Source organism: Arthrobacter sp. Leaf234 (genome assembly GCF_001422665.1).
Taxonomy (GTDB): Bacteria; Actinomycetota; Actinomycetes; order Actinomycetales; family Micrococcaceae; genus Arthrobacter_D.
The window spans coordinates 45,395-67,321 of the sequence record NZ_LMLU01000010.1; the positions used below are offsets into that span (position 1 = coordinate 45,395).

The window sequence follows — 21,927 nt, forward strand, 5'->3', positions numbered from 1 at the left end:
AGTGCTGAAATGTTCCTGAAACATGCGCGTCACGCGTCTTTTACGTGCGTGAGACTGATGTAACCTGCCCGCAATGCGCGGCCCCAGGGACGGAAACACGGCCACCCCATTCTTGAGGGGCGGGAAGTACCCGCCCCTTTGGAAGGATCGTGTTTGATGGATCTGACAGCAGGCCACGTCTGGGTGATGGTCTCCGCCGCCCTCGTTCTCCTCATGACCCCCGGCCTCGCCTTCTTCTACGGCGGGATGACGCGCGCCAAGGCCGCCCTGAACATGATGATGATGAGTTTCATCGCCGTCGGACTCGTGGGTGTCGTCTGGGTCCTCTGGGGCTACTCGATGACCGGCGGTGACGGCGTCGCCCAGCTCTTCGGCAACCCGTTCGCGTCCTTCGGCCTCACCAGCCTCCTCGGCACCGAGGACCTCATCGGCGCCGGCTACGGCGCCACCTTCGCCATCATCACCGTCGCGCTGATCAGCGGTGCCATCGCCGACCGTGCGAAGTTCGGTGCCTGGACGATCTTCGTCCCCATCTGGGTCACGGCCGTCTACTGCCCGCTCGCCTTCATGGTGTGGGGCGGAGGCCTCCTCAGTGCGGACGGAGCCGTCGGTGGAGCCGTGGGCGAGGCCGTCGACTTCGCCGGTGGGACCGTGGTGCACATCAGCGCCGGCGTCGCCGCGCTCGTCCTCGCCCTGATCCTCGGCAAGCGCCAGGGCTTCGGCAAGGACCCCGCACAGCGCCCCCACAACATCCCCTTCGTCATGCTCGGCGCAGCGCTCCTCTGGTTCGGCTGGTTCGGGTTCAACGGCGGAGCGGCGGGCTCGGCCGAGGAGGCCGGCCTCATCTGGATCAACACGATGGCGGCTCCCGCAGCGGCGATGGTCGGCTGGCTGATGACGGAGCGCATCCGTGACGGACGCCCCACCTCCCTCGGGGCAGCGTCGGGCATCGTCGCCGGCCTGGTGGCCATCACGCCGGCCTGCGCCAACGTCAGCCCGGTCGGTGCCGTCGGCCTCGGCCTCGTCGCCGGTGCCGTCTGCGCCCTCGCCGTCGGCCTCAAGTACCGCCTCGGCTTCGACGACTCGCTCGACGTCGTGGCCGTCCACCTCGTCGCGGGGATCCTCGGCACGCTGGCCATCGGCTTCATCATGCTTCCCGTCGACGGCGAGGGTGGTGGCCTGTTCTACGGTGGTGGCGCAGCCCAGCTCCTCGCGCAGGTCGTCGCCGCTGCCATCGCGATCGCCCTCTCGGCGGTCATGACCGCGATCATCGGTCTCGCGATCCACAAGACGATCGGCTTCCGTATCAGCGGGGAGAACGAGGTGTCCGGCGTGGATCTCTCGGAGCACGCGGAGACCGCCTACGAGTTCGGCGGCCTGGGGGTCGGCGGGTCCTTCCACCCGTTCGCGGAGCAGATGTTCGCCCGGCCCGCACAGCAGCCGGCTGATGCCCAGCCCGACCGGCAGTCCACGCAGCAGAACGTCACGGAAGGCGTCCATTCATGAAACTGGTGACAGCGATCGTCCGTCCGGACAAGCTCGACGGCGTCCGGGGAGCTCTCGAGAACTACGGTGTGCAGGGTCTCACCGTCAGCCAGGCCAGCGGCTACGGCCGCCAGCGCGGCCACACCGAGGTCTACCGCGGTGCGGAGTACACCGTCGACCTCCTGCAGAAGGCACGCGTCGAGGTCCTGGTGGCGGACGCCTGGGTCACCGACATCGTCGACGTGCTGGTCTCCACGGCGAACACCGGCCGCGCCGGTGACGGCAAGGTGTGGGTGATCCCGGTCGAGGAGGCGGTCCGGGTCCGCACGGGCGAGCGGGGGGACGCGGCCCTGTAGGCCGTCCCGGAGGCTCCGGCCCCCATCGACCGACAGACAGACAGACAGACAGACAGATAGACAGACAGACAGGAGGAGGGCCACCCGATGGGGTGGCCCTCCTCCTGTCTGTGCTCCCTGCGGGTCCTGTGGGCTCCGTGGGCCTTCCGTGTGCTGCGAGTGGCGGGTGCCGGTCAGGCCCGACCGTGCGACGACGGCCAGTCCTCGGGCCCGGCCGATCCGGCCGTGTACTCCTCGAGCGGCACGCGGTTCTCGGCCCAGGCCTTCAGGACTGGCTCGACGATCCGCCAGCAGTCCTCGGCGGTGTCGCCGCGGACCGAGAGTGTCGGGTCGCCCGCCAGCACGCCGTCGAGCACCTCACCGTAGGGGAGCAGATCGGTCTCGTTGAGGTCCGCGCTGAGCGTGGCGCGGTCCAGCGAGAAGATGTCACCCGGGCCGTTGACGTCCAGTTCCAGCTGCAGCGTGTCGGGACCGAAGCCGATCCTCAGCTTGGTGGGTGCGTCCTGCCCGGTGAACCCCAGCGGCAGGTGGCTGACCGGCCGGAACGTGATCACGGCTTCCTTGCGCTTGGCCCCGAGCGCCTTCCCCGAGCGCAGGATGAAGGGCACGCCCGACCACCGCTCGTTGTTGATCGACACCGTCACCTCGGCGAGCGTCTCCGTGTTCTTCGAGGGGTCCACACCCGGCTCCGCCGTGTAGTCGGGGATGGAGCGGTCCCCGATCGTGCCGGCGGTGTAGCGGGCGCGTCGGCTGCTCGCCGGGCTGTCGAGGTCCACGGTGCTCGCCCGCAGGATGGATCCGATGTGGTCGCGCAGGTCGCGCTCGTGCAGGGTGGACGGCGCGTTGAGCGCGAGGAGGGCCATCACGTGGACGAGATGGCTCTGGATCATGTCACGGAGTGCGCCGGCGCCGTCGTAGTAGCGCGCCCGGTTCTCCAGGGCGAGGTCCTCGTCGAAGATCACCTCGACCTTCTCGATGTGCAGGTTGTTCCACACCGGCTCGAGGATCCGGTTCGCGAAACGCAGGCCCAGGATGTTGAAGACCGTCGCCTTGCCGAGGAAGTGGTCCACGCGGTGGATGTTCTGCTCCGGGACCAGCCGGGCGAGCTTCTCGTTGAGTCGGTGCGCGCTGGCCTGGTCGGTGCCGAAGGGCTTCTCCATGACGAGGCGGGTGCTCTTGGGCAGCGAGTCGGGGCCGAGCGCGCTGCACGCCAGCTGGCTGACCGCCGGAGGAAGGGCGAAATAGACGGCGACCGGGCCCTCGAGCGTGTGGACGAGGTCGGCCAGGCCGTCCTTCGTGACGTCGAGGAAATGATAAGAGCTGCGGTCCCGCACGTCCTGGAGCGCCGCACGGCCGGCGTCGTCGGCCTTCTCCATGGCGGTCGCGAAGGCCCCGTCGATCCGCTCGCGCCAGTGCGCGTCCGTCCAGTCGTCGGAACCCGCCCCCACCAGGGTGAGCCCGTCGCCGCGTCGCATGCGGATGAGCCGCGCGAGGCCGGGGAGGAGGAGCCGCCCGGTCAGATCCCCGGACGCTCCGAGGATCAGCAGGGTCCGCACGCGGGTGTCGGCTTCTGCGGGGATGGAATCGTGTTCTGCGAGCGAGTGAGTGTCCACGCCTTCACTGTGCCACTTATCCCTGCGTGTGTCCCGCTCCCGGAGGGGGCGCCGGGACTTGCGCGCCGCGCCGGGCCACGGCCCCTGTGCGGGCGGTGCTGCCCGGTCGCCAGTTGATACCCTAGGGAGTTGAGTCTCCCTGTCCCCCGATGAAAGTAGTTCACGGCACGTGTTCAATTCACTCTCCGACCGGCTGACTGCGACCTTCAAGAACCTGCGCGGCAAGGGCCGCCTCACCGAGGCGGACATCGACGCGACGGTGCGTGAGATCAGGCGGGCACTGCTGGACGCCGACGTCGCCGTCCCGGTGGTCCGGGCGTTCACGTCCGCCATCAAGGAACGCGCCCTCGGGCTCGAGGTCTCGCAGGCACTCAATCCCGGCCAGCAGATCGTCAAGATCGTCAACGAGGAGCTCGTGGGGATCCTCGGCGGCGAGACGCGCCGCATCCGTCTCGCGAAGAACCCGCCGACGGTCATCATGCTCGCGGGGCTGCAGGGTGCGGGTAAGACGACCCTCGCCGGCAAGCTCTCGAAGTGGCTCAAGGGCCAGGGGCACAGCCCCCTCCTCGTGGCGTGCGACCTCCAGCGGCCCAATGCGGTCCGGCAGCTCCAGGTCAACGGTGAGCGCGCCGGTGTCCCGGTGTACGCACCGCATCCCGGCGTCAGCTCCGAGTTCGAGTCCGCCACGGGCGATCCCGTCGCCGTCGCACGCCAGGGCATCGCCGAGGCGCGCGCCCGCCTGCACGACGTCGTGATCGTGGACACCGCGGGCCGCCTCGGCGTCGATGCCGAGCTGATGCAGCAGGCTGCGGACATCCGTAAGGCCGTCACGCCGGACGAGGTCCTCTTCGTCATCGACGCGATGATCGGCCAGGACGCGGTCAACACGGCGCTCGCCTTCAACGAGGGCGTGGACTTCACCGGTGTGGTCCTGACCAAGCTCGACGGCGACGCCCGCGGTGGTGCCGCGCTCTCCGTCGCCTCGGTCACCGGCAAGCCGGTCATGTTCGCCTCGACGGGCGAGGGCCTCGACGACTTCGAGCTGTTCCACCCGGACCGCATGGCTTCGCGCATCCTCGACATGGGCGACATCCTCACGCTCATCGAGCAGGCGGAGCGGTCCTGGGACAAGGACGAAGCCGCCCGGATGGCGAAGAAGTTCTCCGACCAGGAGGACTTCACGCTCGACGACTTCCTCGCCCAGATGCAGCAGATCCGCAACATGGGCTCCATGAAGAAGATGCTCATGATGATGCCCGGTGCGGCGAACATGCGCGAGCAGCTGGAGAACTTCGACGAGCGCGAGATCGACCGCGTCGAGGCGATCGTCCGTTCGATGACCCCGCACGAGCGTGTGGCCCCGAAGATCATCAACGGCTCGCGCCGCGCGAGGATCGCCCGCGGCTCCGGCGTGCACGTGTCCGAGGTCAACGGCCTGCTCGAACGGTTCACGCAGGCCCAGAAGATGATGAAGAAGATGGCCTCCGGCGGCGGTATCCCGGGGATGCCGGGCATGGCGGGCCCGGGCGGATTCGGTGGCCCGCGGAAGACCAAGGCCGCGGCTGCCAAGGGGAAGAAGAAGCCCCGCTCGGGCAACCCGGCCAAGGCTGCGCTCGAGGCGCAGGAGGCGGAGCAGCGACGGGCCGCCGCGCGTGCCGCTGCGCCGACCGGGGCGGCCTTCGGAGGCGGCCAGCCGGACTTCGACCCGTCGGCGATGAATCTCCCGAAGGGCTTCGAGAAGTTCCTCGGGAAGTAGCCGCTGCAGTGCTGGCCGGCCGGTGCCCGAGCGGTGGGGTCGCGGCGTGACGGGCGGTGAGCGCGTGGTGTTCGTGCACGGCGCCGGGTCCTTCGGCGCCGCGGCGTGGCCCCGGCAGCACGGTCTGTCGCTGGACTTCGACTGCCTGTACGTCCGGCGGCACGGCTTCTCCGCGACGGAGGAGCCGCTGCCGACCGACCATGCCCGTGACCAGGCGATCATCGCGGAAGCCCTCGGCGCGGGCGGACACGTCGTCGCGCACGCGCAGGGCGCCGTGGCCGCGATGATGCTGGCGGTCGAGCGGCCCGACCTCGTCCGGACGCTGACGCTCGTGGAACCCGCGTGCTTCTCGCTGACCGCGGATCTCCCGGCCACGTCCGCCCACATCGCCCTGATGGCGCCGCTGTTCGCCGCCCGGCACGCCGTGTCGGACGAGGAATTCAGCAGGAGCCTCTTCCGCCGAACCTTCTCGGCCGAGGCGGGAACGGCCGACACCGCCGAGGGAAGGCGGGGCGCGGCGCGCCTGCGGCTGCAGAGCCCGCCGTGGGAGGCGCCGCTGTCGATCGTGCCGGGTGTTCCGACGTCCGTCCTCACCGGCGGCTGGGAACCGCTCTACGAGGAGGTCGCGGACTATCTCGCCGGGACCGGAGCGATCCACTGCCAGGCACCGGGCGGTCACCGCCCCCACGATTCCGAGGAGGGAGCCGCGCTCGTCCGGTCCTTCCTGCGGACGGGGCGGGACACGGCGGCATGAGCCCGGACGACGGCGGCTACCTCCACCTCACCGGGACCGTGCTGCTCTCACCCACCCGGACGGTCCGCGACGTCTACGTCCGGGACGGCCGATTCACCTTCGCACGTCCTTCCGGCCGGCCGGCGCGCGTGCTCGAGGGGTGGGTGCTGCCCGGTCTCGTCGACGCGCACTGCCACGTGGGCCTCGACGGTCGCGGCCTGGTGCCCGACGACGTCGCCGAACGCCAGGCCCTGGCGGACCGCGATGCGGGGACGCTGCTGATCCGTGACGCGGGCGTGGTGAACGACACCCGGTGGATCCAGCAGCGCGAGGACCTGCCGCGCCTGGTCCGCGCGGGCCGGCACGTGGCGCGGACGCGGCGCTACTTCCGCGACTACGCCGTCGAGGTGGAGCCGGAGCATCTGGCTGCCGCGGTGGCGGAGCAGGCCCGGCGCGGGGACGGCTGGGTCAAGATCGTGGGGGACTGGATCGACCGCGGCCTGGGTGATCTCGCCCCCGCCTTCCCACCGCGGGCGATCCGCGAGGCCGTCGACGCCGCCCACGCCGAGGGTGCGCGGGTCACGGCCCACTGCTTCGCGGCGGAGACCCTCGACGCCATGCTGGATGCGGGGATCGACTGCATCGAGCACGCGACCGGCATGCTGCCCCGGCACGTGCCCCGCTTCGTCGAGCAGCGGGTCGCGATCGTGCCCACCCTGATCAACATCGACACCTTCCCGGCGATCGCCGACGGGGCCGCCGCCAAGTACCCCGACTACGCCGCGCACATGCGCACCCTGTGGGGTGGTCGTCACGCGATGGTGCGGCGGGCCTTCGACGCCGGGGTCCCGGTCTTCGCGGGGACGGACGCGGGAAGCGTCATCGCCCACGGACGCCTGCCGGACGAGGTCGCGGCCCTTGCCGCCGCGGGCCTCGGACCCGTGGCCGCGCTCGATGCCGCCTGCTGGTCGGCCCGGACGTGGCTGGGCTTCCCCGGGATCGAGGAGGGTGCCGCCGCCGACGCCGTGATCTGTGCCGCTGATCCGCGGGTCGATATCGGGACGCTGGCAGCGCTCCGCGCGGTGGTGTTGCGCGGCCGCGTGGTCGACCGGGGCCCCCGGGAATAAGTTGAAGCTTCAAGTAGCTGTAGGGGGTACAGCCAGATGAAGGAGTAACCGATGCCGGACCTGCTACCCACCGACACCACCATGGGCACGCTGACCCTCAGGGTCGGCGACCTCGCCGCGATGTCCGCCTACTACAGGGTGGCCCTCGGGCTCGCCGTGATCGAGGACGGTATCGACGCCGTCGTCCTCGGTCGGGCGGGACGGGCCGTCCTCCGGCTCGAACACGCGGGACACCTGCGCCTCCCGCCGCCCGGCCAGGCGGGGCTCTTCCACACCGCGCTCCTCTTCGACGACCGCGCGGACCTCGCCGCCGCGGTCGGGTCGGCGGCACGGCATCCGCAGAGCTCCTACGTGGGCAGCGCGGACCACCTCGTCAGCGAGGCCTTCTACTTCACCGATCCGGAGGGCAACGGGATCGAACTCTACGTCGACCGCCCGCGGGAGGCCTGGGCCTGGACGCAGGACGGGACCGGGCACCGGACGGTGGTCATGGACAGCCTTCCGCTCGCACCCCGCGCCTATCTCGAGCAGCACCTGACCGAGGACGCCGTGTCGGAGGCCGCATCGAGGAATGCCGCCGTCGGGCATGTTCACCTGCAGGTGGGGGACGTCGCGACGGCCGAGCACTTCTACGTCGACGTGCTCGGCTTCGAGCGGACCGCAGGGTGGCACGACCAGGCGCTGTTCGTCTCCGCGGGCGGCTACCACCACCACATGGCCATGAACGTCTGGAACAGCAGGGGCGCAGGTCCCCGCCGGGACACGCTCGGACTGGGCGAGGTGCTCATCCGCGTCCCCGGCGCCGACGAGGTCTCGGCGCTGGCCGACCGCCTCGTGCACGCGGGCATCACGAGCCGGCACACGGGGGAGGAGTTGCGCTTCGAGGATCCCTGGCGGAACCAGCTGCGCGTGGCCGTCGGCGCCGACCCTGCCGGAATCGCCTAAAGCACGGCGCATCTGGCACAATGGAGCCGTACTCGATCCGTGCAGCCCCTCTCTCTGTGCGCATTGTGTCCTCTGAACCCCCATGAATGGCCCGCCCCACGGGAGCAGGATGACGGGTTCGCCCCTTTTCGTTAACAAGGAGTGACCACACAAGTGGCCGTAAAGATTCGCCTCAAGCGCATGGGCAAGATCCGCGCACCGTTCTACCGTGTCGTCGTCATGGATGCACGCTCCAAGCGTGATGGCCGTGCCCTCGAAGAGATCGGCAAGTACAACCCCACCGAGGAGCCCTCGTTCATCGAGATCAACTCCGAGCGTGCGCAGTACTGGCTCGGCGTCGGCGCGCAGCCGACCGAGCAGGTCTCCGTGCTCCTCAAGATCACGGGTGACTGGCAGAAGTTCAAGGGACTCAAGGGCCAGGAAGGCACCCTGCGGACCAAGGCACCGAAGGAGACCTTCGTCGCTCCCGAGAAGGGCTCCGTGATCGTCCCCGAGGCCATCACGCCGAAGGCGAAGAAGAACGACGACGCCGCCGCGGAAGCGACCGAGGCAGAGTAAGTTGCTGGCCGACGCTCTGGAGCACCTCGTCCGCGGCATCGTCGACAACCCTGACGACGTCAGGGTCTCCGCGAAGAACAACCGTCGCGGCGAGACCCTGGAGGTCCGCGTGCACCAGGAGGACCTGGGCCGCGTGATCGGCCGTCAGGGCCGCACCGCCCGCGCCCTGCGCACGGTGGTCGCAGCGCTTGCCGACGGCGAGCCGGTCCGCGTCGACGTCGTCGACACGGACCGCCGCCGGGGCTGACCCGGAGCTTCACAGCGTCACGACCGGCCCCACCACCAGGACATGGTGGTGGGGCCGGTCGCATGTCACACCCTTTTCACGCCGCTACCGGCACGAGAGCAGGAGCACCACCATGGACGTACTCGTCGCGAGGATCGGGAAGCCGCACGGCATCAGGGGCGAGGTCACGGTCCAGCTCTTCACCGATGCCCCCGAGGACCGGTTCGATGCCGGTGAGACCTTCCGGGTCGAGGGTGCCGCCGTCGCCGAACTGACCGTGGCGAAGGCGCGCTGGAACAAGGACATCCTGATCGTCGCCTTCGAGCAGGTGGCCGACCGGAACCAGGCCGAGACCCTGCGCGGTGCCCAGCTGTTCATCGACACCACCGGCGCCGGGGACGAGGACGACGACGCCTGGTACGAGCACGAACTCGTCGGGCTCGACGCCCGGGTGGACGGTGTCTCGGTGGGGAAGGTGACCGCCCTGCGCACCCTGGCGGTCCAGGACCTCCTCGTCGTCGAACTCGCCGACGGTCACGAGGCGTTCGTGCCGTTCGTCGGCGACATCGTCCCCGAGGTGAACACCGAGCACGGCTTCATCGTCATCGTGCCGCCGGCCGGTCTCTTCGACCTGAACACGCCGGGGTCGAACCAGGCGCCCGACGACGGCGACGACGTCGCGGACGGTGTGACGGCCAGCGACACCGGCGAGGCACGCGACTAGTGCGCATCGACGTCGTCTCCATCTTCCCGGAGTACCTGGCCGCACTCGATCTCTCGCTGATCGGCAAGGCCCGGCAGGACGGCGTCCTCGACGTGCGCGTCCATGACCTGCGCACCTTCACGACCGACCGGCACCGGACGGTCGATGACACGCCCTACGGCGGGGGCGCCGGCATGGTGATGAAGGCAGAGCCCTGGGCGCAGGCGCTGGAGTCCGTGCTGGCGGCGGCACCGGCGTCGCAGCACAGGCCCACCCTGATCGTCCCGTCGCCCGCCGGGGCCGTCTTCAACCAGGCCATGGCGCACGAACTTGCGGGCCTCGAACACCTCGTCTTCGCCTGCGGCCGGTACGAGGGCATCGACGAGCGAGCGATCGACTGGGCCCGGGACGGCTTCGACGTCCGTCCGGTCTCCCTCGGCGACTACGTGCTCAACGGCGGTGAGGTCGCCGTCCTCGCGATGGTCGAGGCCGTCGGTCGGCTCATCCCGGGTGTGGTCGGCAACCCCGAGTCCCTCGTCGAGGAGTCCCATGCCGACGGACTGCTCGAGTACCCCGTCTACACGAAGCCGTCGTCGTGGCGGGGCCGGGACATCCCCGAGGTGCTGCTCAGCGGGAACCACGCGAGGATCGCGCGGTGGCGCCGGATGGAGCAGTTCCGGCGGACCGCCGACAGGCGACCGGACCTCCTCGGGGACATCGACGCGACGTCGCTGCCGGCAGCGGACCTGAAGGCACTGCGGGAGGCGGGGTTCGACGTCGTCGGAGGCCGTCTCATGCGCCCTCCGCATTAGTGGTTGGCGGGCGGCCTGTGGAAGAATGGTGATTCGTGTCCACTGGGCCGGACCCTGCCACAGGGGGCGTCCGGCCAACAGTCGCACACCGGCCACCGAAGCATCGGATCGGCCGGGACAACCTCTTCGGCGGCATTGCCCGGACCCCGTCCCGTCCTTGACCGCCGTGACCCACGTGAGTGACCTGTGGCGTTCACCAGGAGTACGACAATGCACATTCTCGATTCCGTCGACGCCGGATCCTTCCGCGACAACGTCCCCGACTTCCGCGCCGGTGACACCGTCAACGTCCACGTCAACATCATCGAAGGCAAGAACACCCGTGTTCAGATCTTCAAGGGCTTCGTCCTCGGCCGCCAGGGTGACGGCATCCGCGAGACCTTCACGGTCCGCAAGGTGAGCTTCGGCGTCGGCGTGGAGCGTACGTTCCCCGTCCACAGCCCCGTCCTCGACAAGATCGAGGTCGTGTCCAAGGGCGACGTCCGCCGCGCCAAGCTCTACTACATGCGCGAGCTGCGCGGCAAGGCAGCCAAGATCAAGGAGAAGCGCGACCCGAAGACGGTCAAGTAACCCCCTGACAGTGCATGAAGACCCTGCTTCCCGACCCCCGGTCGGAGAGCACCCGGAACGCCGGCCCCATCGTGTGGGCTGGCGTTTCGTGTTCTCCGCCGTCGTCGTCGCCGCCCTGATCACCGGACTGGTCCGCGCCTTCCTGATCGACGTCTACTTCATCCCGTCGGCCTCGATGGAGCCGCTGCTCACCGAGGGGGACCGCGTCCTCGTCGGCAAGCTCCACGACACGCGCGGGGAACTCCGCCGGGGCGACGTCGTCGTCTTCGACGGCCGGGGATCCTTCGACCCGATCACGGACCCGCGATCCCTCCCGGAACGGATCGTGGCGGGTGCCGGCCAGTGGCTGGGACTTTCGGGCAGCGACACCGTGTACGTGAAGCGGATCGTCGGGGTCGCGGGGGACCACGTGGTCTGCTGCACGGCCGACGGCCGGATCAGCGTGGACGGGAACGGGATCGACGAGCCGTACGTCTATCCGGGGGATGCGGCGAGTGAGCAGCCGTTCGACGTCGTCGTCCCCGAGGGGCGCGTCTGGCTCCTCGGCGACCACCGCTCCGCGTCCATGGACTCGAGGTCCCTGCTCGGCGCGCCCGGTGGTGGCCTCGTCTCCGAGGATCGGATCATCGGCAGGGCCTTTCAGCTAGTCTGGCCACTCGACCGGTTCGCGCCGATCGAGCGCCACGTCGGCTGAGGTGGGCAGCACCGCGGCGCTGACGCCGCCCAGGCAGTAACGCATCCGGGCGCGCAGCCGCCGGAATCACGACCACGAAGGACATCAGCACATGGCACGGAGCTTCCGCAGGAAGTCGGCTTCGGGGGCCGAGGCACCCGCAGCACACCCCTTCGACCCGGACGCACCGCAGACATCCGAGGACGGCGCCGAGCGCCCACGGGCGAAGAAGGAGGCCGATCGCGGTTTCGGTGCCTGGCTGAAGGAGATCGCGACGATCGTCGTCATCGCCCTGGTGCTCTCCTTCCTCATCAAGACCTTCCTCTTCCGCGCGTTCTTCATCCCGTCGGGCTCCATGGAGGAGACCCTGGAGATCGACGACCGCATCTTCGTCAACCAGCTCGTCCCGCAGCCGTTCGACCTCCAGCGCGGGGACATCGTCGTCTTCCGTGATGCCGAGGGATGGCTGCCCCCGCAGACCCAGACGCAGGTGAGCTGGTTCAAGGAGGCCCTGATCTTCATCGGGCTCGCCCCGGACGAGTCCCAGCAGCACCTCGTCAAGCGCGTCATCGGCCTCGCCGGCGATCACGTCATCTGCTGCGATGCCCAGGGCCGTATCACCGTCAACGGCGAGCCGCTCGACGAGCCCTACCTCTTCCCGGGAGCCAACCCGTCGGACGTGCCGTTCGACGTCGTCGTGCCCGAGGGCAAGGTCTGGGTCATGGGGGACCACCGCAACGCCTCGGCCGATTCGCGGGCGAACCGTGACAAGCCGGGCGAGGGCTTCGTGAGCGTGGACGAGATCGAGGGCAAGGCCGCGGTCATCGCGTGGCCACTCAACAGGATCGGCTTCCTCGGGAACCATCCCGAGGTCTTCGACGGCATCCCCGAGCCGGAGGCCGCGGCCCGGCCCACTCCCGCAGCACCCACGCCCTCGGGACCATGACCGCAGCGCGCAGGAAGCGCACCGCGGCCCCGAACCTGACCTTCGAACGGACCTTCGGTGAGCAGGGGCACCGCTTCGTCGCCGGCTGCGACGAGGTGGGCAGGGGAGCGTTGGCCGGGCCGGTGTCCGTCGGCATCGTCGTCGTGGACCTGTACTCCGTCGCCGGCCTGAGGGGCGTCCGGGACAGCAAGCTGCTCGCTGCCGCCGAGCGCGAGGCGCTCGTGCCACGAATCCGGCGCTGGGCGGTCGCTTCCGCCGTCGGTCACGCCTCCGCTGCCGAGATCGACGCCCTCGGGTTGCTACCCGCGCTGCGCACCGCGGGTAGCCGTGCGTGGGACGGGGTGCTCAGGACCGTGTCTCCCGACGTCGTCGTACTCGACGGCAACCACGACTGGCTGTCCGCGCGGCAGCAGGAACCCCTGTTCCTGACGGACGAGGGCGCCCCTCCCGTGGAGGCCCGGGGATGCACCGCCCCCGTGCACACGAGGATCAAGGCCGACCTGACCTGCCTCAGCGTTGCGGCGGCCAGTGTCCTTGCGAAGGTCGAGCGGGACGCGTACATGGTGACGCTGTCCGGCGATCATGCTGCCTTCGGCTGGGACGTCAACAAGGGCTACGCCACAGAGGCCCACCGGGCAGCGATCGACGCCGTCGGGCCCACCGGGTTCCACCGCAGGACCTGGCGGCTGGGCAACCTGGAGCGCGTTGGCGCGTCGACCACGGAGAGTGGGGGATGATGGTCCGATGAGTGCCGAGGATCTTGAGAACTACGAAACCGACATGGAGCTCCAGCTCTACCGCGAGTACCGGGACGTCGTGGGGCTCTTCAGCTACGTGGTGGAGACGGAGCGCCGGTTCTACCTGGCGAACAACGTGGACCTCCAGGCGCGGTCGGCAGACGGCGAGGTCTACTTCGACCTCACGCTGCAGGACGCGTGGGTGTGGGACGTGTACCGTTCCGCCCGCTTCGTGAAGAACGTCCGCGTCATCACCTTCAAGGACGTCAACGTCGAGGAGCTGACGAAGTCGGACGACATCGCGCTCCCCAAGGACGGGACGCTCGGCAACTGACGCGTTCCCCGGCGTTCCTTCCTGCTCTCCCCTCCTGCCGTCGTGGGGTCCGGTGTCGAGTGGTTGATGTCGGGACCGCGATCTCCGTCGCCTGGCGCCTTCGCCCTGATTCCCCCGCGGCTCGTCCATCGGGTCGGCGACCCGGTACGGCGTCCGGCTCAGGGGTGAGTTACTCAGGGGGTGAGTCCATCCTCGTCGGCGCTGCGGGAGAAGGTGTCCTCGCCGTCGTCCGGGCCGGATGCGGCCTGCTCCAGCCGGTCCGCCTCCGATCCACCCGTCCCGCCGCCGTCGATGCCACCTCCGGCCGTGGCGTCGTCCGGCTGCGCCGGTGTTCCCTGGTCCTGCCGGTCTGCCTCCGATCCGCCGGTTCCGGCGTCCGCGATGGTGCCGGACGCGGTCGGGGCGTCCGGGAGCGCCGGTGTCACCTGGTCCTGCCGGTCTGCCTCACTGCCGCTGAACTCCGACATCGACGCCTCCTCGGCTCTCGTGTGTCGGCATCCATGGATGCCGCTGGCCTTCCACCGTACGAGAGGCAGCGATGCGGGGGCCAGTACTTCCCGCTGCCGGGATGGCGTCCCCGTGGACACCGGTTTCCTCGACGTCCGCAGATCGGGCACGTCGTGATTCCTCCGTTGTCCACATAGGGCATCCCGCCCGGCTGTCGTCCTCCCGCTGCCCCGAAGCTGGGGAAGGAGGTGATCGCCATGGTGGCGAAGGATCAGTTGGGCCGCCGCGGAGAAGCGACGGCGGCGCAATATCTGGAACGCGCAGGACTGCGGATCGTGGACCGGAACTGGCGTTGTCCGGTCGGCGAGATCGATCTCGTGGCCGTGGACGGGTCCACGCTCGTGATCGTCGAGGTCAAGACGCGCAGCTCGGACGATTTCGGGCAACCGCTCGAGTCGATCACGGCGAGCAAGCTCGAGCGGCTGTATGTCCTCGCGTCCCAGTGGGCCCGGGCGCACAACCAGCGCTTCAGTGGCTTCCGCATCGATGCGGTGGGCGTTCTCGACGACGGCAGCGGTGACCCGCGCATCGAGCATGTCCGGGCGGTGATCTGACCGTGCTCGGTCGGACCTACGCAGTGTCCCTGGTCGGGATGAACGGGCACATCGTCGAGGTCGAGGCGGACATCGGGCAGACTCTTCCGGCGTTCGTGCTCCTCGGACTTCCCGATGCGTCCCTGAACGAGGCGAAGGATCGCATCCGTGCGGCAGCCCGCAACGCCGGTGTCCCCCTCAGCAGGCGCAAGATCACCGTCAACCTCATCCCGGCGTCCCTGCCGAAGCGGGGATCGTCCTTCGACCTGGCGATCGTCATGGCTGCACTCGCTGCGGCAGGAGATGTGCGGGGTTGCGGCACGACGGTCTTCATCGCGGAACTGGGACTCGATGGACAGCTTCGTCCCGTGCGCGGGATGCTGCCTGCGGTGATGGCCGCCGTGGACGCCGGCTACCGCAGCATCGTGGTGGCGGCGGAGAACGAGGCAGAGGCGGCTCTCGTCCCGTCGGCGGAGGTCAGGTCCTTCCACACCCTCAGATCAGTGGCCGCGGGCTTCGGCGCGGACGTCGAGGGCGAGGACCCCGCCGAAGCAGCGCCACGGGACCCGGTCGCTGTCCCAACCGCGCAGCCCGGCCTCCTGAAAGACCTGTCCGACATCGCCGGACAGGTGGAGGCCCGGTTCGCTCTGGAGATCGCCGCGGCGGGAGCCCATCACCTCCTGATGGTGGGTCCTCCGGGCGCGGGCAAGACGATGCTCGCCGAGAGGTTGCCGGGCATCCTGCCCGATCTGGAGGACGACCACGCGATGGAGGTGACAGCCATCCACAGCCTGAGCGGCGAGCGGCACTGTGCGGAGCTGGTCCGGAAGCCGCCCTTCGAGAGCCCGCACCACACGGCGACACCGGCGTCGATCATCGGTGGCGGGAGCGGCATCCCCAGGCCGGGCGCGGCGTCCAGAGCCCACCGCGGCATCCTCTTCCTCGATGAGGCGCCGGAGTACGAGCGCCGCGTGCTCGAAGCGCTCAGGGAGCCGCTCGAGAGCGGTCGCCTCGTCCTTCATCGCGCCTCCGGCACTGCCTCCTACCCCGCCCGATTCCAATTGGTGCTCGCCCTGAACCCCTGTCCGTGCGGACTCGCGAACGGGAAGGGAATCGACTGCCTGTGTACGGCGCAGCAGCGACGCCGGTACTTCAACCGGTTGTCCGGACCGCTCCTGGATCGGGTCGACCTCCAGGTGGTCGTGCAACGCGTGAGTCTCGCGGACTACGCGGACGGGGCGCCGTCCGAGGCCTCGTCCGTGGTGGCGGCTCGGGTGGCCGAGGCACGAGCTGCCCAGCGCGCCCGGTTGGGCCGATGGAGCTATGCGACGAACTCGGAGGTGCAGGGCCGCATCCTGCGCGGCGAGCTCGCGCTTCCGCGCAGGGTGACGGCGCCCCTGGACCGGGCGCTCGATCGTGCCCTCGTCAGTGCGCGTGGCTGGGATCGTGTGCTGCGGGTGGCGTGGACCATCTGCGACCTCAGCGGCCGCGGGAGCCCTGATGCGGACGACGTCGTCACCGCCCTGGGGTTCCGACTTCAGGAGCGTGCCGCGTGAGCGCGCCCGTCTCGGCCGCGGTTCAGGCGCGGGCTGCCCTGTCGAGATTGTTCGAGCCGTCCGATACGGTCGGGCTCGGGCTGGCGGCTGTGGTGGGTGCCGTCGATGCCCTGCGGATCGCCCGGAGGGAGCTCAGGGCCGGGCGCGAGATCCGAGCACAGCTCTACGACCTCCTGGACCTGACGGAGCACGGGAGCCGCGACCACCTGCAGGAGGGGTTGGACCGGTGGGCGCCTCGCCTTGCCGACCTCGCGCCCGACCGCGATCTGGCGACTCTCGCGCGCCTCGGGGGTCGTCTGGTGACACCGGAGTCGGGAGAGTGGCCCGGCGCGCTGGACGATCTGCAATCAGCTGCTCCTCTGTGTCTGTGGGTGCGCGGCCGGCCTGAGATCCCCGACCGCCGTCGGCTGGCGGCCGTCGTCGGATCGAGGGACAGCACCTCCTACGGAGCGTCCGTGACGGCGGACCTGGCCGCCGGTCTCATCACCCGCGGGTACTCGGTGGTGTCCGGTGGTGCCTACGGGATCGATGCCCAGGCTCACCGCGCCGCGCTCGCCTCGGGGGAGGATGACGGGTTTCCGCCGACCGTCGCCGTTCTCGCCTGCGGCATCGACCGCTACTACCCAGCAGGGAATGAGGAGCTTCTGCGCGTCATCGCAGAACGGGGACTACTCATCTCGGAGGTGCCTCCCGGCAGTTCGCCGACGAGGTGGCGGTTCCTGCAACGCAACCGGCTGATCGCTGCACTGAGCGGGGTGACGGTTGTCGTCGAAGCCCGCTGGAGGTCCGGCGCCCTGAACACGGCCCATCATGCGGCCGGCCTGGGGCGCCCTGTCGGGGCTGTGCCAGGGTCGGTGCACTCGGCCAATTCGGCGGGGTGTCACCGGCTGCTGAGGTACGGTACGGCAGTCTGCGTGACCGATGCGGCCGACGTCGCCGAGCTCGCAGGGCCCCTCGGCAGCCTCCCGACGGGGGATCGCACGCGTGAGGCCGCGACGCCCGCGAAGGAGCAGGACGGGCTCGCCATCCCCGATCTGCTGGTTCTGGACGGTCTTCCGGTTCGTGCGTCGACGACGGTCGACAAGCTGGCCGTCGTGGCGGGGCTGTCCGCCCGGGAGGTGATGGGCGGACTCGGTCGGCTCGAACTCGCAGGGCTCGCCGTGAGGACGCCGGAGGGGTGGCGCCGGCAGAAGGCCTGAACTGTTGCGGACCGCTGTCCCTGCTGCCCTCCTGAGTCGGTACCACAGGTGTCCATCGCACGAACCCCAATGAACCCCCATGCACCCGCACGAACGCACCTGAAGGAGATCCTGATGTCCGAAACCCGGTCCACCGGTCCGCGGAAATCTGCCGGGCGACGCGACGTTCGCTGGTACCTCGACGTCGACAGTCCCGTCGGCACACTTCGCATCGTGGTCGACAGTGAAGCTGTCATCGGTCTGTATCACGGAGAGCACGTGCCGCGTCCCACCGCGGAGGTCCTCGGACACCTGGCGTCGGTGCCGCCCGACCCACCAGTAGATGTGCCATGCGGCCACGTGATGCCCCCGTCCGCTCTGACGGCGGGCGATGACGCAGTCGGCGAGCGGGGCCGTCCCATCGCAGCAGCGGGGGAGAGCGTCGTCGTCGTTTCGGACGCGGCACGGCGACTCCTGGTGCGGACGGCCGGTGAGCTCCGGGAGTACTTTGCAGGAAGTCGGCAACAGTTCGACGTCCCCGTCGTACTGCGGGGCACCGCGTTCCAGTGTTCGGTGTGGGCCGCCCTGACAGACATCCCCTTCGGCGAGCGTCGCAGCTATCGCGACATCGCCGAGCAGTTGGGCAATGCGAGCATGGGCAGGGCCATCGGAGCCGCGGTGCGAGCCAATCCGGTGTCCATCATCGTGCCCGGACACCGTATCGTCGCCAGTACGGGCGCAGTCGTGGGCTACGCAGCAGGCATCGGCGTGAAGACGGCCCTTCTGGAGCACGAAACGGCCGATCATCCCAGGACCCCTCTTCGTGCGGCTGCACCGGTTGAATCGGGTGAGGTGCAGTAGTGCGGAGGTGCAGGGGGATCGGCAGGGCGCTCCTTCCGGGCGGAACCTTGATCCGGGGAGATACTGGTGACGTGCACGGAGGCGACATGAACAGGGGACACGTGGTCGATGCCGTCGCGGACGGCCCGACCCCGAACTACGCGGTCGAGGCTGACGCCGTCGCGGCCGGTACAGTCACGGACAGCGGGGTCGAGGCCGGCACCGTCGCGAACGACGCCGCAGGGCACCAGGCGGTCGTCGAGTCGCCGGGCGACGCCGCGCACCAGTTCGCCTTCTCCGCCGCGCTGCGGGCGTTCGAGGACTATCTGGCGTTCGAGCGCAACCGGTCCGTTCATACGATCCGGGCATATCTGAAGGATGCCCGCCTCTTCCTCAGCCACGCGCAGCAGGCCGGCGTCACGAGCCTCGGCCAGCTCGAGCTCCGCCACTTCCGGAGCTGGCTGGGAGTGCTCGACGACGCAGGGTTGGCTCGCTCGACCCTGGCCCGGCGGGCGGCATCCGTCCGGACCCTCATGGACTGGGCGGTGCGTGAAGAACTGGTCCCGGCCAATCCGGCCCTCCGGCTCCGTGCGCCCAAGCGCAGCAGCGCGCTGCCCGCGGTCCTCAGCCATGCCCAGGCACAGAGCTTGTTCGAGGGACCGGTATCGGACGTCGGTACGGACGCCGGTCTCCTGCAGCGCCGCGCCATCCTCGAGGTGTTGTACGCCACCGGGGTCCGCGTCGGTGAACTGGTGGGGATCGACATCGACGACGTGGACACGGGGCGCCGTACCCTCGTCGTCACCGGCAAGGGTGACAAGCAGCGGACCGTTCCGTACGGCGAGCCCGCCGGTAACGCGATCGAGGCGTGGCTGCGCCACGGCCGTCCGCAATGGATCAGCCCGGCGAGCGGACCTGCCCTGTTCCTCGGCAGGCGGGGAGGGCGGATCGACCAGCGGTCGGTCCGAAGCCAGGTGAAGGAGGCGCTCGATGCGCTCGATGACACGGCAGCCCGAGGCCCCCATGCCCTGAGGCATACTGCGGCGACCCACCTGCTCGACGGCGGGGCCGACCTCCGCGCCGTGCAGGAACTGCTCGGCCACTCCAGCCTCGCCACCACGCAGCTCTACACCCACGTCTCGGTCGATCGACTCCGACGCAGCTACGAGCAGGCTCATCCGCGCGCCTGATGCAGGCAGTGTGGCCCAGCTCCGGCGCGGCGCTGCCGCTCAAATGGCACCGCGGTAGTTACAGTGGCGAAATTCAGGTTCGTCGGGCACAATGAGCAGTGGCAACACAGAGCTCGCACTCCGGTGCGGGTGGGTCTCGTAAGGTAGCAGCACGCTCGTTCGCAGTTTCATCAGCCAGTGCAGGTCGTTGGGGAAGACGTACCTACAGCTATGGAGGATGGAATGTCTGTTGTGATGGCGCGCGGTGTCCTGTACGTGCACTCAGCCCCTACTGCGCTGTGCCCTCATGTCGAATGGGCCATCGGCTCGGTGCTGGACAAGCGCATCGACATGGAGTGGACGGCTCAGCCTGCCGCGCCCGGAATGCTCCGGGCAGAACTGTCCTGGGTCGGCCCCCAGGGAGCCGGCGCGCAGCTCGCATCCGCTCTCCGCGGCTGGGCGCATCTCCGCTACGAGGTGACCGAGGAGCAGAGCGCAGGCGCCGACGGCGGCCGGTGGTCCCACACTCCAGAGCTCGGGATCTTCCACGCCACGACGGACGTCCACGGAAACATCATGGTGACCGAGGATCGCATCCGGTACGCCTACGAGGCCGGCGCCGGCGATCCCGCAGCGGTGTACCACGAGTTGTCCCTCGCCCTCGGTGAGTCCTGGGACGAGGAGCTCGAGCCCTTCCGCCACGCAGCCGAGGGAGCGCCGGTGCGCTGGTTGCACCAGGTCGGCTGAGCCACCGCATCCCGTCCGTCTGCGCCCTGCCGCGCAGCGTGATCCAGGGGGATCCGCACTACGGGATCACCGCCCGTGCCCCTCGTCCATAGCGTCGGGTCCGCGGCTGAATGAAGAAGGCGCCGCCCCGTCCGGGGCGGCGCCTTCTCGCGTAGCAGGTGTCAGACGCTGCGGAGGACGATCACCGCGTTGTGCCCGCCGAACCCGAACGAGTTGCTGAGTGCGACGATGTCCCCGGACGGCAGGTCGCGCGGCGCTGTGACGACGTCGAGGGGGATCTCCGGATCCTGGTCGTCCAGGTTGATCGTGATCGGCATCGTGCGTTCGTACAGGGCGAGGACCGTCATGACGGCTTCGACGGCACCGGACGCCCCGAGCAGGTGGCCCGTCTGCGACTTGGTCGCGGAAACCGCGACCTGATCGAGGTGCGAGCCGAGAGCAGCCTTCAACGCCGTGTACTCCGGCTTGTCGCCGACCGGCGTGGAGGTCGCATGCGCGTTGACGTGCACCACGTCCTCTGCCTGCGCTCGCGCGTCGAACAGCGCCGCCTTGAGCGCCCGCGTGGCTCCGAGGCCCTCGGGATCAGGGGCAGTGATGTGGTAGGCGTCGGCGGTGACGGACGTCCCGGCCAGCTCGGCGTAGACACGGGCACCGCGGGCACGTGCGTGCTCCTCGGCCTCGAGGACGATCGCCCCGGCGCCCTCGCCCATGACGAAGCCGTCACGGTTCGTGTCATAGGGCCTCGACGCCGACTCGGGGTCGTCGTTCCGCCGGGACAGCGCGTGCATGGAGGCGAAGGCAGCGATCGGCATCGGGTGGATCGCGGCTTCCGCACCGCCGCAGACGACGACGTCGGCCTTGCCGGACCTGATGAGTTCGAGTCCCTGATGCAGGGCTTCGGTTCCCGAGGCGCAGGCGGAGACGGGAGTGTGCGCGCCGGCGCGGGCGCCCAGATCAAGGCTCACCGCTGCTGCGGGCCCGTTCGGCATGAGCATCGGTACCGTCATGGGCAGGACGCGCCGCGGCCCTTTCTCGCGGAGGGTGTCCCAGGCGTCGAGGAGGGTCCAGACGCCACCGATGCCCGTTGCGAAGGCGACCGCCAGACGGTCCTTGTCGATGTCCTCGATCCCGGAGTCCCGCCAGGCTTCGCGGGAGGCGACGACGGCGAACTGCGTCGACGGGTCCATGCGCTTGGCTTCCACGCGGGACAGCACCTCCGACGCCGGCACCGTGATCTGCGCGGCGAAGGTGACCGGCAGTTCGTACTGCTGCACCCAGTCGGCTTCGATGGTCCGGGCGCCCGATACTCCCTTGAGGGAGTTGGCCCACATGGTGGGGACGTCCCCGCCGATCGGGGTGGTTGCACCGAGTCCGGTGATGACGACTTTGCGTGGCATGGTCACTCTTTCGAAGCTAGGGCGTGCGCCGGCGGAACGGGGCGCAGGGATGACGGAGACGGCCGCCCCCGGCAGGTGACACCGGGAGCGGCCGTAGCGCCGGGAGCTGCAGGACTAGGCCTGAGCGCCGGAGATGAAGTTCACGGCGTCGCCGACGGTCTTCAGGTTCTTGACCTCTTCGTCGGGGATCCGCACACCGAACTTCTCCTCGGCGTTGACGACGATCGTCATCATCGAGATGGAGTCGATGTCGAGGTCGTCGGTGAAGGACTTGTCCATCTCGACGGACTCGGGCGCGAGGCCGGTCTCCTCGTTGACGATCTCGGCCAGACCGGCCAGGATTTCTTCGTTGCTAGCCATGTTGGCTCCTTTTCTGTTGCTGCCGGTACACCGGCGGGGATGGTCAAACCGCGCTGTCACGGTCTG

25 protein-coding genes are annotated in these 21,927 nt (G+C 69.5%); 21 read left to right on the forward strand and 4 right to left on the reverse strand.

Going from position 1 to position 21,927, the window contains the following annotated elements:
* Positions 1-156: 156 nt before the first annotated feature.
* Together ASF21_RS15350 and ASF21_RS15355 are read left to right on the forward strand one after the other, a co-directional pair.
* Positions 157-1,506, forward strand: coding sequence for an ammonium transporter (locus tag ASF21_RS15350; RefSeq protein ID WP_055773301.1), 1,350 nt, complete (start codon positions 157-159; stop codon positions 1,504-1,506).
* Complete coding sequence (locus ASF21_RS15355) at positions 1,503-1,841, forward strand: P-II family nitrogen regulator (RefSeq protein ID WP_055773303.1); 339 nt, start codon at positions 1,503-1,505, stop codon at positions 1,839-1,841. Before ASF21_RS15350 ends, ASF21_RS15355 begins: the two co-directional genes overlap by 4 nt.
* Positions 1,842-2,014: 173 nt before the next feature.
* Here the strand turns inward: ASF21_RS15355 and ASF21_RS15360 are convergent, their stop codons facing one another.
* Positions 2,015-3,454 (reverse strand): glucose-6-phosphate dehydrogenase, encoded by a 1,440-nt coding sequence (locus tag ASF21_RS15360; RefSeq protein ID WP_235499041.1) that lies wholly within the window; start codon positions 3,452-3,454, stop codon positions 2,015-2,017.
* 169 nt (positions 3,455-3,623) lie between these two features.
* On the opposite strand from ASF21_RS15360, the gene ffh reads away from it, so the two are divergent.
* The 13 genes from ffh to ASF21_RS15425 all read left to right on the forward strand — a co-directional run bounded on the left by ffh (position 3,624) and on the right by ASF21_RS15425 (position 13,574).
* The gene (gene ffh / locus ASF21_RS15365; protein ID WP_055773305.1) at positions 3,624-5,210 is read left to right on the forward strand and encodes a signal recognition particle protein; all 1,587 of its coding nucleotides are present in this window, start codon (positions 3,624-3,626) and stop codon (positions 5,208-5,210) included.
* A gap of 46 nt (positions 5,211-5,256) precedes the next feature.
* On the forward strand, positions 5,257-5,964 hold the full coding sequence (locus ASF21_RS15370; protein ID WP_055773397.1) for an alpha/beta fold hydrolase: 708 nt from the start codon (positions 5,257-5,259) through the stop codon (positions 5,962-5,964).
* Complete coding sequence (locus ASF21_RS15375) at positions 5,961-7,070, forward strand: amidohydrolase family protein (protein WP_055773307.1); 1,110 nt, start codon at positions 5,961-5,963, stop codon at positions 7,068-7,070. The genes ASF21_RS15370 and ASF21_RS15375 overlap by 4 nt, the downstream gene beginning before the upstream one ends.
* Positions 7,071-7,121: 51 nt before the next feature.
* Positions 7,122-8,015 (forward strand): VOC family protein, encoded by an 894-nt coding sequence (locus ASF21_RS15380; protein ID WP_055773309.1) that lies wholly within the window; start codon positions 7,122-7,124, stop codon positions 8,013-8,015.
* A 153-nt stretch (positions 8,016-8,168) separates the two neighbouring features.
* A complete protein-coding gene (gene rpsP, locus ASF21_RS15385) occupies positions 8,169-8,573 on the forward strand; it encodes a 30S ribosomal protein S16 (RefSeq protein ID WP_055773311.1) in 405 nt (134 codons plus the stop codon).
* A gap of 1 nt (position 8,574) precedes the next feature.
* The gene (locus ASF21_RS15390) at positions 8,575-8,820 is read left to right on the forward strand and encodes an RNA-binding protein (RefSeq protein ID WP_055773313.1); all 246 of its coding nucleotides are present in this window, start codon (positions 8,575-8,577) and stop codon (positions 8,818-8,820) included.
* A 112-nt stretch (positions 8,821-8,932) separates the two neighbouring features.
* The gene (rimM, locus tag ASF21_RS15395) at positions 8,933-9,523 is read left to right on the forward strand and encodes a ribosome maturation factor RimM (RefSeq protein ID WP_055773316.1); all 591 of its coding nucleotides are present in this window, start codon (positions 8,933-8,935) and stop codon (positions 9,521-9,523) included.
* On the forward strand, positions 9,523-10,314 hold the full coding sequence (gene trmD / locus ASF21_RS15400) for a tRNA (guanosine(37)-N1)-methyltransferase TrmD (RefSeq protein WP_055773318.1): 792 nt from the start codon (positions 9,523-9,525) through the stop codon (positions 10,312-10,314). Before rimM ends, trmD begins: the two co-directional genes overlap by 1 nt.
* A 210-nt stretch (positions 10,315-10,524) precedes the next feature.
* Positions 10,525-10,884: a 50S ribosomal protein L19 gene (gene rplS, locus ASF21_RS15405; protein WP_055773319.1), complete on the forward strand. Its 360-nt coding sequence runs from the start codon at positions 10,525-10,527 to the stop codon at positions 10,882-10,884.
* Between the two features lie 73 nt (positions 10,885-10,957).
* Positions 10,958-11,578 carry a signal peptidase I gene (gene lepB, locus ASF21_RS15410; RefSeq protein ID WP_235499043.1) on the forward strand — a complete coding sequence of 207 codons (621 nt, stop codon included), beginning with the start codon at positions 10,958-10,960 and terminating at the stop codon, positions 11,576-11,578.
* A 91-nt stretch (positions 11,579-11,669) separates the two neighbouring features.
* Complete coding sequence (gene lepB / locus ASF21_RS15415; protein WP_055773323.1) at positions 11,670-12,503, forward strand: signal peptidase I; 834 nt, start codon at positions 11,670-11,672, stop codon at positions 12,501-12,503.
* Positions 12,500-13,240 carry a ribonuclease HII gene (locus tag ASF21_RS15420; protein WP_055773325.1) on the forward strand — a complete coding sequence of 247 codons (741 nt, stop codon included), beginning with the start codon at positions 12,500-12,502 and terminating at the stop codon, positions 13,238-13,240. Before lepB (ASF21_RS15415) ends, ASF21_RS15420 begins: the two co-directional genes overlap by 4 nt.
* A 7-nt stretch (positions 13,241-13,247) precedes the next feature.
* The gene (locus ASF21_RS15425) at positions 13,248-13,574 is read left to right on the forward strand and encodes a DUF2469 domain-containing protein (protein WP_055773327.1); all 327 of its coding nucleotides are present in this window, start codon (positions 13,248-13,250) and stop codon (positions 13,572-13,574) included.
* A 173-nt stretch (positions 13,575-13,747) separates the two neighbouring features.
* On the opposite strand, the gene ASF21_RS15430 is transcribed toward ASF21_RS15425, so the two are convergent.
* Entirely contained in the window at positions 13,748-14,041 is a 294-nt protein-coding gene (locus tag ASF21_RS15430) for a hypothetical protein (RefSeq protein WP_055773329.1), read from the reverse strand.
* A 228-nt stretch (positions 14,042-14,269) separates the two neighbouring features.
* On the opposite strand from ASF21_RS15430, the gene ASF21_RS15435 reads away from it, so the two are divergent.
* The 6 genes from ASF21_RS15435 to ASF21_RS15460 all read left to right on the forward strand — a co-directional run bounded on the left by ASF21_RS15435 (position 14,270) and on the right by ASF21_RS15460 (position 20,104).
* Entirely contained in the window at positions 14,270-14,635 is a 366-nt protein-coding gene (locus tag ASF21_RS15435; protein WP_200914855.1) for a YraN family protein, read from the forward strand.
* 38 nt (positions 14,636-14,673) lie between these two features.
* Positions 14,674-16,170: a YifB family Mg chelatase-like AAA ATPase gene (locus ASF21_RS15440; protein ID WP_055773399.1), complete on the forward strand. Its 1,497-nt coding sequence runs from the start codon at positions 14,674-14,676 to the stop codon at positions 16,168-16,170.
* Positions 16,167-17,369, forward strand: coding sequence for a DNA-processing protein DprA (gene dprA / locus ASF21_RS15445; RefSeq protein ID WP_055773333.1), 1,203 nt, complete (start codon positions 16,167-16,169; stop codon positions 17,367-17,369). The genes ASF21_RS15440 and dprA overlap by 4 nt, the downstream gene beginning before the upstream one ends.
* A 342-nt stretch (positions 17,370-17,711) precedes the next feature.
* Positions 17,712-18,209 (forward strand): methylated-DNA--[protein]-cysteine S-methyltransferase, encoded by a 498-nt coding sequence (locus ASF21_RS15450; protein ID WP_235499045.1) that lies wholly within the window; start codon positions 17,712-17,714, stop codon positions 18,207-18,209.
* 86 nt (positions 18,210-18,295) lie between these two features.
* A complete protein-coding gene (locus tag ASF21_RS15455; RefSeq protein ID WP_082471643.1) occupies positions 18,296-19,378 on the forward strand; it encodes a tyrosine recombinase XerC in 1,083 nt (360 codons plus the stop codon).
* A gap of 222 nt (positions 19,379-19,600) precedes the next feature.
* Positions 19,601-20,104, forward strand: coding sequence for a DUF3145 domain-containing protein (locus ASF21_RS15460; protein ID WP_055773336.1), 504 nt, complete (start codon positions 19,601-19,603; stop codon positions 20,102-20,104).
* A 161-nt stretch (positions 20,105-20,265) separates the two neighbouring features.
* On the opposite strand, the gene fabF is transcribed toward ASF21_RS15460, so the two are convergent.
* Together fabF and ASF21_RS15470 are read right to left on the reverse strand one after the other, a co-directional pair.
* Positions 20,266-21,501, reverse strand: coding sequence for a beta-ketoacyl-ACP synthase II (fabF, locus tag ASF21_RS15465; protein WP_055773338.1), 1,236 nt, complete (start codon positions 21,499-21,501; stop codon positions 20,266-20,268).
* Between the two features lie 114 nt (positions 21,502-21,615).
* On the reverse strand, positions 21,616-21,861 hold the full coding sequence (locus tag ASF21_RS15470; RefSeq protein ID WP_019482900.1) for an acyl carrier protein: 246 nt from the start codon (positions 21,859-21,861) through the stop codon (positions 21,616-21,618).
* Positions 21,862-21,927: the final 66 nt, after the last annotated feature.